Raw genomic sequence first — 10,111 nt, 5'->3', positions numbered from 1 at the left:
CATCTGGACCTTGGCCTTGATCCACTCGGGCTTGCGTTCGACCGGGACGGCTTTGTTGCGCTGTTCAACGCGCAGCAGCTTACGGCCTTCAGGTGCCAGGGTCACTGGAGTGCTCCTTCGGGGCTGGATACGAGTGCTTCTTCGTGCTTGCGGAACTCTTCGATGAAGCGCTCAGCAATGTCGGCCGGATTGATGGTCCTGCCAGTCTCGAGGGACATGGTGGTGACGCTGGCATCGGTGATGCCGCAGGCGATGATCTGCGCGTAGGGAGCGAGGTCGTTGCTGCAGTTGATTGCCACGCCATGCATGGTGACACCGTCCAGGACACGGATGCCGATCGCAGCGATCTTGCGGTCCGGACCCTTGTCATCGGCGAGGACCCAGACTCCCGCCCGGCCTTTGACCCGCGTGGCCTTGATCCCGTAGTCCTCCATGATCGCGATCATGACGGCTTCGAGGCGCTCGACGTAGTCACGGATCCCGGCGCGGTTCTTCAGCTTGAGGATGGGGTAGGCAATGAGTTGGCCCGGCCCGTGCCAGGTCAATTTTCCGCCACGGTCCACCGGAACGACGGGCGTGCCGTCAAACGGGCGCTCGTGGTCCTCCGTGAGCTTGCCTGCCGTGTAGACCGCGGCATGCTCAAGGAGCAGGACGGTGCTGGGTTTCTCGCCGGCAACAACCTTGTTGTGGAGTTCGCGCTGGGTATCCCAGCCCTGCATGTAGTCGACGAAATCCGGGGCAAGACCCAGCTGTAAAAACTCAAGAGTCATGGGGACTAGCTTAGACCCCGCCGGGCGCAGGCCGTGATTTTGTGGCCAAGCTCTCAGTCGTACTCGGCTTGCCCGCTAGGCTCCGGCCCCTGGCCTGTGGATAACTTCTGCGGCAATCCGCGATTTCCGGTATTTGTTGAGGTATGGAGACTTTTTCGCCCGGCGGGAGTGGCCAGGACCACGGCAGGGATATGCCTTCCTCGGGGACAGAACCTTCCGGCCCCGTGATCCCGGGTTTTGTTCCGGTCCGCGAGTTGGGGTCTGGCGGCAGCGCCACGGTGTGGCTGGCAACGGAGCTGCGGTCAGGGAGCAATTTCGCCGTGAAATGCCTTGGCCGGAAACCGGAGGCGTCGGCTCCAGGCGCGGCGACCTCATCCATGCTCCGCGAGGTGCGGCTCCTGTCCCGGCTGGACCACGATCACCTCGTCAAGGTCCGCGGCGTCGTTGAGCTGGCAGGATCCTTCGCCGGCGGCGTGGGCGTGGTCATGGATTACGCCCCCGGGGGATCCCTCGGTCAGTTGGTGTCCAGCAGGGGGCGTCTTGGCGTGGGCGAGACGGTGACTATCCTGACGCCCCTCGCGCAGGCCTTGGCTTATCTGCACGGCCAAGGCATGACGCATTCCGATATTTCCCCCGGGAACGTGCTGTTCACCGCCCAAGGGAAGCCGCTGCTTTCGGACTTGGGCATCTCCCGCGTCGTGGGTGACGCTCTAGGGGTCCCGGACTCGGGAACTCCGGGCTTCGTGGCCCCCGATCCGGTTGTCCGGGGGAGCGCGGAACTCCAACCGCAACGCGATACGTACGCCCTCGCCGCCCTTGGCTGGTATTGCCTCACCGGTTCCGCTCCCGACACGGCGGCCCGCCGGCCGCCCCTGACATTACTGGTGCCCGCGGTCCCCACCGCCCTGGCCGTTGCCATCGAGGCCGGCCTCCATCCCGACGGGCAGCAGCGGCCTTCCGCCGCCGATTTGGGTGTTGCCGTCTACAGGAGCGCCGCGCCGGAAGCCGTGGACCTTTCCGCCTCGGTACATGCGACGGTTGTCCCTGAACTGACGACCCGGCGTCGTACTCCCGATCCCCGCTCAAGGCGCGCCCGTATCGCGGCGCTTTTCAGCCGCCACCGTTCGCCGGCGGCAGGCCGGGCGCGACGGCGGGCTGTCGTGCGGGTTTCCGTACGACGGCGGGTGGCGTCCATTGTGCTCGTCCTCGGGATAGCCGCGGGCGCCGGAGCAGTGACCGTGCTGTGGGCCGGCACAGCCTGGCGGGCTGGCGACCTGGGGCCGGGGGCCGGGCCGCCGGCTTCCGCTTCGACTCCTGAGGCCGTGCTCGACAAAGTCCCGTCGGCGGCGGAACTTCCTGCGGCGGCGCGGGAACAGATCCGATCACCACATCCCGAGGAAGCCATCAGGGGACTGTCGGCGATCCGGGACATGGCGCTACGTTCGGGGAAGTTCGAGCTGCTGGAACACGTCAACGTGCAGGGCTCGGTGGCTGCGGCTTCGGACGGAAAGCTCAGGGACGGGTTGATCGATGCAGGCGTAGTTCTCGCGGGCTTTTCCACGACCTTGACTAGCGTGAATGTGGAGGGACCTTCCAGCCTGGACCGGGCAACTGTTGCCGTCACAGTGGAAACCTCCGCCTATGAAGAACGGGACGCTTCGGGGAATGTTGTCCTCTCGCGTCCCCCCGGCAAACCACAAGAGCTCCGGGTGGTTCTCCTGCGTGGCGGGGACGCGTGGAGGATCACGGAGATCCTGGCCGGGCAGGCGTAGGCGGTCACTTGCCGCCGCTTGCCACCCACCGGGCGGCGTCCGCCAGCGCGGGATGCTGCCAGGCAAAGCCCGAGTCCATCAGCCGCGCCGGTTCCATGCGCTGGTTGGCCAGCACAAGTTCCTCTGCCAGATGGCTGCCGAGGGCGAGGCGCAGGGCCGGGGCGGGCACCCGGAGGAACGCCGGCCGGTGCAGGGCAGCCGCCAGTTGCGCAACGATGGCGTTGACGTCGGCGCTTTCCGGGGCGCACACGTTGACGGGACCTTCGAGGGAGGAATCGAGCAGGTATTCGAAAGCGGAAACCTCATCCACCAGGGAAATCCAGGGCCAGTACTGCCGACCGTTTCCCAAAGGTCCGCCCAAGCCGATCTTCAACAACGGAAGGAGTGGCCCCAGCGCTCCGCCGTCCGGGCTGAGGACGACGCCCGTACGCGGCGTCACCACTCGTACGCCGGCAGGTGCCGTGCGGGCGGCGGCTTCCCAATCGACGCACAGGGTGGCCAGCATGCCCTTGCCTGGCCCCGTGTCCTCCCGGAGCAGGCCGGGCCGGGACGAGCCGTAGTATCCCGATGCGGACTGGCTCAGAAACGTTCCGGGCGGAGTTCCCAGCCGTGCCATCGCCGTCGTGAGTGTTGTTGTTGTCCGCAGGCGTGAGTCGATAATCTCGCGCACGCGTGCTTTGGTCCAGCGGCGCTCCCCGATACCCGCCCCGGAAAGGTTGACCACTGCGTCTGCGCCGTCGAGCACCGCCTCATCCAGTTGCCCCGTGGCCGGATCCCAATATGCCTCGCCTGTTCCCGCAGGCGCACGCCGGACCAACCGGACGACGTCGTGCCCGCTGCCGAGAAGACGCGCGCAGAGGGCGGTTCCGATGAATCCTGAAGCACCCGATATCACGATTCGCATGCCTCATCACATCATGGCAAGCATCACTTCGGCACTACGGCAGGCCTCAAAGGGCTCGCTTCTCCTTTGACTATGATCGAACAATGACCTCCTCCAGCTACTTCCGTTTCCCGCATTTGCATGGTGATTTGATCACTTTCGTGGCCGAAGACGACGTTTGGATCGCGCCCGTGGCCGGAGGCCGCGCGTGGCGGATTTCGGCCCAGCAGCTCCCTGCACGCAATCCCCGGTTCACCCCGGACGGAAAGCGGCTCGTCTGGACGACGATCGTCGGGGCCGCTCCCGAGGTGGTGACCGCGAATGTCGACGGCGGCGGGTACCGGCAGTTGAGCTACTTCGGTCACGGCACCACCCGCGTCAAGGGATTCACCTCCACGGGTGACGTCGTGGTCACCTCGGCCTTCGAACAGGCCGAGGGACGGCACACGCATGCCTACGCCTTGCCGCTCGACGGCGGCCCCGCCGTCGAGCTTCCGTTCGGCCCCGTCGAATCGGTGGCTTTCGGCCCGGAAGTGGGGGACGAGCGGCCCGTTGTCCTTTCCAGCGTGCTCTCCCGCGAACCCGCATGGTGGAAGCGGTACCGTGGCGGCACCGCCGGAAAACTGTGGATCGACGCCGACGGGAACGGCGAGTTCGCCCGCTTGGTGCCCGAGCTCAACGGGAACCTCGCGGACCCGTTGTGGGTAGGCGGACGCATCGCTTTCCTTTCGGACCACGAGGGTTACGGAAACCTCTATTCAGTACAGCCGGACGGCTCGGACCTGCGCCGGCACACCGATCACGAGGACTTCTACGTCCGGCACGCGGCGAGCGACGGCAAGCGGGTCATCTTCGAATCGGCGGGCGAGTTGTGGATCCTGCCGACGCTTGAGGCCGAGGCCGAGGCGGTACGGCTGGACATCAGTTTGGGTTCGGCATCCCAGACACGCCGGCCGGCACCCCTCAAAGTTGCCGCCCACGTGGGCGACGTCGTCCCCAACGCAGCCGGCTCGGCCAGCGCTGTGGAATCCCACGGAACCATCCACTGGCTGCGCCACAAAGACGGACCGTCCCGGGTGGTCGAAGCGACTCCCGGCGTGCGGGCAAGGCTTCCCCGGCCTCTCGTCGACGGTCGTATCGCCTATGTAGCGGACCACGACGGCGTCGACTCCCTGTACATCAAGAGGATCGCGCCGCGTTTTTCGCAGCCAGCCGTCGAAACACCAGTCCAGGACCCCGTACCGGCGAGCCCTGAGGCTGAAGAAGCCGGGGCCGGACAATTGCCCCGCCCCGTCTCGGCGTCGGCGATCACGGGTCAGCCCGCGGCGTCCGGAGTCCGGGAGCCGGAACTGCACGCGGAGCCCGGGGCTGTTTCCGCGGGCGCCGCCGCCGCGTCGGCGGACCCCGCGGGTGCCCCCGTTGGCGCCACACGTAGCGGAGCCGAAGATGCACAGAGCGATCTCCTGAGGATCGATTTCCCCAGGGCAGCCCGTCCCAGCGCCCTCGAAGCCAGTCCCGATGGCCGGTGGCTTGCCGTAGGTACTGCGTTCGGGGACGTCTACCTGGCCGACACCGCGAGCGGCGCCCTGTCGCTGCTTGTCAGCGTGGGGGATGGAAGCATCGACGGCCTCGCATGGTCGCCGGACTCCCAATGGATTGCATGGTCCGAACCTGTGACGTCCTTCGGTTCGCGGAGCAAGCTGCGCATGGCAAACACCGCCAACGCGCAGGACATCGTGGAGGTCACCGACGGCCGCTTCTGCGACGAATCGCCCGCCTTCACTCCCGACGGCAAATTCCTGGCGTTCCTGTCGAACCGCAGCTTTGATCCCGTCTACGACGGCCACGCCTTTGATTTGTCCTTCCCCAGCCCCATCAAGCCGTACCTCGTGGCACTCGCTGCAGCCACTCCGTCTCCCTTCGGCCCGGTAGTGGACCTGCTGGACGAAGATGGAGCGGACGCCCTCCGCGACGGGAAGAACGACGCGGCGGACGGCGCGAAAGACGATACCGGGAATGGTGCCGGGACTGTCACGGTCCGCGTGGACCGTGAGGGGCTGCCGCTGCGCGTCATCGGCGTACCTGTACCGCAGGGCAACTACTCGGCGCTTTCGGCCTCCAGCGGAGCATTGTTGTGGCTAGACACCCCGCTTTCAGGTGTCACGGGAGACGGCCGTGGCAAGGTGCAGGACAAGGCACCCGCCCCGGCCTTGGTCCGTTACGACCTTACGAAGCTGAAGCAAGTCACGCTTGCGTCCGAGGTCGAGCGCTACCGGCTGTCCGGAGACGGCCGGAAACTGGTCTTCGTCAACGACAAGCAGGTCATCGCCGTCCCGTCCGACGCCAAGGCCGAGGAAGAATCCGGAGACCTTGTCAAGGTTGAGCTGAACCGGATCCGGGTGGTCATGGACCCGTTGGCTGTATGGGGACAGGCATTCGACGAAGCATGGCGGCTGCAGCGGGACTTCTTCTGGACCGAAGACATGGCCGGCCAGGACTGGGATACGGTGCATGCACGGTACCGTCCCGTCGTCGAACGCCTGGGCTCGCACGACGACCTGGTGGACCTGTTGTGGGAACTGCACGGCGAGCTCGGCACGTCACATGCCTACGTGCGTCCGGCAGCGGTGTGCGAACCCGGGAGCAATGGACAAGGCAGGCTCGGTGCCGACCTCAATCTCACGGAAGATGGTTGGGAGATCACACGCATCCTCGCGGGCGACTCCTCCGACCCCCTGGCCAACTCGCCGCTGACCCGGCCGGGCGCCGACGCGAAGGTAGGCGACGTTGTCCTGGCGATCGACGGCGTCGGGCTCTCCGAGGACCGTACTCCGGCCAAACAACTGGTGGGCGCCGCGGGCCGGACCGTGGAACTGACCCTCCTCAACGGAGGCGGGCACGGTGAGGCGGCAGGCCGGCAGCGGCGGATCGCCGTTGTTCCGGTGAAGGACGAGGAACGCCTGCGGTACCAGGAATGGGTGCACGCCAACCGGCGCACGGTGCGCGAGGCCTCGGACGGAAAGTTCGGCTATCTGCATGTCCCGGACATGATGGCCAATGGTTGGGCGCAGCTCCACCGCGATCTCGACACCGAGACCGCGCTGGACGGGTTGATTGTCGACGTGCGGCGCAACCGCGGCGGCCATACCTCGCAGCTCGTGGCCGAACTGATCGGCCGCAAGGTCACCGGCTGGAGCATGCCGCGCGGCGAAAAGCCGCGAACCTACCCCCAGCACGCCCCGCGCGGACCGGTCATTATCCTCGCAGACGAATTCGCCGGCTCCGACGGCGACATCATCACGCAGGTGTCCAAACTTCGGGGCATCGGACCGGTCATCGGCACCCGGACCTGGGGCGGCGTCGTGGGCATCGACAACCGTTTCTCCCTGGCAGACGGCACCGGCGTGACCCAGCCGCGCTATGCGACATGGTTCTCGGGCGGCATCGGCTGGAGCGTGGAGAACTTCGGTGTTGAGCCTGACATCGAGGTGGTGTTCCCGCCCCACGCTTATGCGGCTGGCACCGATCCCCAGCTGGAGTACGGGATCGGCGCACTCAAGGAAATGGTCCAGGAACTACCCACGGACCGGCCACCGCTGCGCGAAGGCTACCGCAAGCTCCGCCCGGCTGCGTTGCCCGCGAGGCCGCAACAAGGCTAGCTTGAGGCCCGCAAGACGAAGTCCCCGCCCTTCCGGAAGGAAAGGCGGGGACTTCGCTGCTTGGGACGGGTTGCCGCTAGGACGCGAGCGTGGCATCCAGCGTGATCGGGGTTGCCCGGAGTGCCTGGGAGACCGGGCAGTTGAGCTTGGCGTCTTCGGCGAGGCGCTGGAATTCTTCTTCGGAAACGCCGGGGATGCGTGCGCTCACGGTCAGGTGGATGCCCGTGATGCCTTCGCCGGGCTGGAAGGTGACGTCGGCCTTGGTGTTGACCTCTTCCGGCGTGAAGCCTGCGCCTGCGACGCCGTTGCTGAACGCCATCGAGAAGCATGCCGAGTGTGCGGCGGCAATGAGCTCTTCGGGGCTGGTCTTGCCCTCTGCGGACTCCGCGCGGGCCTTCCAGGTGACGTTGAAGGTCCCGAGTCCGGAGCTGTCCAGCGTGGTGTTGCCTGCGCCTTCGATCAGGTTGCCGTTCCATACGGTGTGTGCGGTGCGTGTTGTAGCCATGTCCACTCCTCAGCCTCGTTGCGAATTGGCATCCGGATGCCGGATGCCGCCGGGATCAATCCTAGGGATTCGACGGCGGCGGCGCACCGCTTGTCCGCTCTCAGAGGATTGTGACTGGCCCGGTTTAAGCGGCAACGGCCGCCCGGACGGAAGGTCCGGGCGGCCGCGAAGTTTGCTTGAGTCAGCAGCTATACGGGATCACTGCCAGATCGTGGCGATGGCGATGTTGAGCAATGCCAGGCCGCCGACGCCGTGGGCCAAACCTGTGGAGACTGGTTCGCCCTTCTTGACCTTGCGGGCACCAATGACGGCCATCACGGCAACTGCGAGGCCGATGGCGAACTTGATGCCGAGCTTGAAATAGTTGGGATCGCCGAATTCGGCCGGATCTTGATTGTGGAGCACGGGCAGGAGACCCATCATGGCAATACCGGTGATCAGCTGCACGAAGGCGCCGTCCCGCTGGCGCGGGTGGACGGTCGGCTGCTTCAAGGTGGCGATCCAGTAGCCCACGATCATGGCTGCGCCGACGATGTGCAAGAACAGCAGGACGTTGAAGAGGATAGTCATGGCTCCAGCTTAGCCAGAATCTTCTACGAGCCGTAGCAAAGCCACGGAACAATGTCCGGGAGTGAAAAACGGGAAGGTCCCGGCGGTTTCCCGCCGGAACCTTCCCGTCGTCGTGATGGCTGTTATCAGAGGCCCAGGTCGGCTTCGAAGGAACCTTCCTCAAGGCGGGCCTTGAGGGTCTGCAGGAAGCGGCCCGCGTCGGCACCGTCAACCAGGCGGTGATCGTACGTCAGCGACAGGTACATCATGGAGCGGACGGCGATCGAGTCATCGCCGTTCTCGTCGGCAACCACGACCGGGCGCTTGACGATGGCGCCGGTGCCCAGGATGCCCACCTGCGGCTGGTTGATGATCGGCGTGTCGAACAGTGCGCCAACGGAACCGATGTTGGTGATGCTGAAGGTACCGCCGGACAGCTCGTCCGGACCGATCTTCCCCTGGCGGGTACGGCCGGCGACGTCGGCGATCTTGCCGGCCAGGCCGGCAAGGTTCAGGTTGCCGGCGTCGGAAATAACCGGGACCAGGAGGCCCTTGTCGGTGTCCACCGCAATCGCGAGGTGTTCCGCGTTGTGGTAGGTGATTTCCTGCTTGCCCTCGTCGTATGCCGCGTTCAGCTTGGGGTGCTGCTTCAGTGCTTCGGCTACGGCCTTGGCGATGAACGGCAGGAAGGTCAGCTTGACGCCGTTCTGGGCTTCGAAGGAGCCCTTGGCCTTGAGGCGGAGCTTGGCGATCTTTGTCATGTCGACCTCGTGCACCTGCGTCAGCTGCGTTGAGGTTTCGAGGGACTCGCGCATGCGGCGGGCGATGACCTGGCGGATGCGGGGAGCCTTCTCCACGGTCCCGCGGAGCGAGGATGCCGCGACAGGGGCGGCAGCAGGCTTGGCGGGGGCTGCCTGGGCTGCCGGGGCGGGGGCGGCGGCTGCTGCCTTCTTGGCATCGGCCGCGGCGAGCACGTCCTGCTTCCGGATACGGCCGCCGACGCCGGTGCCCGTCACGGTGGTGATGTCGACACCGCTCTGATTGGCGAGCTTGCGGACGAGGGGGGTGACGTAGCCGGATTCGCTTGAAGACGCTGCCGGAGCGGAAACAGGTGCCGGAGCTGCGGGAGCGGCCGCCGGTGCTGCGGGTGCGGGAGCTGCCGGTGCGGGAGCTGCCGGTGCCGGTACGGATTCAACGACGGGTGCTGCTGCGGCGGGAGCCGGTGCTGCTGCTGGTGCCGGTGCCGCCGCGGCGGGGGCGCCGGAGCCGATGACTGCAAGAACGGAGCCGACCTCGGCCGTGTCGTCCTCGTTGACGCGGATCTCGAGCAAGGTGCCTGCCACGGGGGAGGGGATCTCGGTGTCGACCTTGTCGGTGGAGACCTCGAGGAGCGGTTCGTCCACTTCCACGGTGTCGCCGACGGCCTTGAGCCAGCGGGTGACGGTGCCTTCGGTGACGCTTTCGCCCAAGGCGGGGAGGGTCACGTCGTGGCCCGAGGCTTCACCGGACGGTGCTGCAGGGGCAGCTGCAGGAGCGGGGGCTTCCTCGGCTGCGGGAGCCGGTGCTGTTTCAGGGGCCGGTGCTGCTTCAGGTGCGGGGGCTGCCGGTGCTTCTTCCGAAGGCGCGGCTGCAGGCGCTGCAGCGCCGTTGCTGCCGCTGCCGATCCGAACCAGGGGAGCGCCGACTTCGGCGGTCTCGTCTTCAGCTACGAGGATTTCTTCGATGATGCCGGCAATAGGAGACGGGATTTCGGTGTCTACTTTGTCGGTGGAAACTTCGAGCAGGGGCTCGTCGACTTCCACTCGGTCACCAACCTGCTTGAGCCAGCGAGTGACGGTGCCTTCGGTGACGCTTTCACCAAGGGCGGGCAAGTTAACGGATTCAGACATGTCGTCCCCGTTCTCCTTATTGATCTTTAGTGCGGATGAGTGTTGCCTGCTGGGGTCCTGCGCCCGCAGTTCGTGCGGGCGCAG

At 66.2% G+C, this 10,111-nt stretch carries 7 protein-coding genes and 1 pseudogene; 2 read left to right on the top strand and 6 right to left on the bottom strand.

Translation table 11 applies throughout. The annotated features are described in order from the left end of the window. Both KNN17_RS22525 and lipB read right to left on the bottom strand, forming a co-directional pair. Positions 1–105 (bottom strand): annotated as a pseudogene (locus KNN17_RS22525) (lipoyl synthase); the annotation flags it as partial. After that, a complete protein-coding gene (gene lipB / locus KNN17_RS08645) occupies positions 102–770 on the bottom strand; it encodes a lipoyl(octanoyl) transferase LipB (protein WP_241708332.1) in 669 nt (222 codons plus the stop codon). The pseudogene KNN17_RS22525 and the gene lipB, both read right to left, overlap by 4 nt. 224 nt (positions 771–994) lie before the next feature. Here lipB and KNN17_RS08640 point away from each other — a divergent pair, with 224 nt between their 5' ends. Beyond that, complete coding sequence (locus KNN17_RS08640) at positions 995–2,542, top strand: serine/threonine-protein kinase (protein ID WP_241708331.1); 1,548 nt, start codon at positions 995–997, stop codon at positions 2,540–2,542. A 4-nt stretch (positions 2,543–2,546) separates the two neighbouring features. Here the strand turns inward: KNN17_RS08640 and KNN17_RS08635 are convergent, their stop codons facing one another. Continuing rightward, positions 2,547–3,446 carry a TIGR01777 family oxidoreductase gene (locus KNN17_RS08635; protein ID WP_241708330.1) on the bottom strand — a complete coding sequence of 300 codons (900 nt, stop codon included), beginning with the start codon at positions 3,444–3,446 and terminating at the stop codon, positions 2,547–2,549. Between the two features lie 83 nt (positions 3,447–3,529). On the opposite strand from KNN17_RS08635, the gene KNN17_RS08630 reads away from it, so the two are divergent. After that, on the top strand, positions 3,530–7,084 hold the full coding sequence (locus tag KNN17_RS08630) for a S41 family peptidase (protein ID WP_241708329.1): 3,555 nt from the start codon (positions 3,530–3,532) through the stop codon (positions 7,082–7,084). Between the two features lie 76 nt (positions 7,085–7,160). On the opposite strand, the gene KNN17_RS08625 is transcribed toward KNN17_RS08630, so the two are convergent. From KNN17_RS08625 to sucB, 3 genes are all read right to left on the bottom strand, one after another. Further along, entirely contained in the window at positions 7,161–7,589 is a 429-nt protein-coding gene (locus tag KNN17_RS08625) for an OsmC family protein (RefSeq protein ID WP_078105540.1), read from the bottom strand. Between the two features lie 198 nt (positions 7,590–7,787). Continuing rightward, positions 7,788–8,159 carry a hypothetical protein gene (locus tag KNN17_RS08620; RefSeq protein ID WP_078105539.1) on the bottom strand — a complete coding sequence of 124 codons (372 nt, stop codon included), beginning with the start codon at positions 8,157–8,159 and terminating at the stop codon, positions 7,788–7,790. A gap of 125 nt (positions 8,160–8,284) precedes the next feature. Next, positions 8,285–10,027, bottom strand: a complete 1,743-nt coding sequence (sucB, locus tag KNN17_RS08615; protein WP_241708328.1) for a 2-oxoglutarate dehydrogenase, E2 component, dihydrolipoamide succinyltransferase — start codon at positions 10,025–10,027, stop codon at positions 8,285–8,287. Positions 10,028–10,111: the final 84 nt, after the last annotated feature.

This window comes from Arthrobacter bambusae (genome assembly GCF_022606295.1).
GTDB lineage: Bacteria > Actinomycetota > Actinomycetes > Actinomycetales > Micrococcaceae > Arthrobacter > Arthrobacter bambusae_A.
This window is presented reverse-complemented; position numbering and strand designations above follow the sequence as displayed.

Excerpts from the sequence above, each read along its gene's own strand:
- lipB (WP_241708332.1), bottom strand. The coding sequence starts at position 770 with ATGACTCTTGAGTTTTTACAGCTGGGTCTTGCCCCGGATTTCGTCGAC.
- sucB (WP_241708328.1), bottom strand. The coding sequence starts at position 10,027 with ATGTCTGAATCCGTTAACTTGCCCGCCCTTGGTGAAAGCGTCACCGAA.
- KNN17_RS08625 (WP_078105540.1), bottom strand. The coding sequence starts at position 7,589 with ATGGCTACAACACGCACCGCACACACCGTATGGAACGGCAACCTGATC.
- KNN17_RS08620 (WP_078105539.1), bottom strand. The coding sequence starts at position 8,159 with ATGACTATCCTCTTCAACGTCCTGCTGTTCTTGCACATCGTCGGCGCA.
- KNN17_RS08630 (WP_241708329.1), top strand. The coding sequence starts at position 3,530 with ATGACCTCCTCCAGCTACTTCCGTTTCCCGCATTTGCATGGTGATTTG.
- KNN17_RS08635 (WP_241708330.1), bottom strand. The coding sequence starts at position 3,446 with ATGCGAATCGTGATATCGGGTGCTTCAGGATTCATCGGAACCGCCCTC.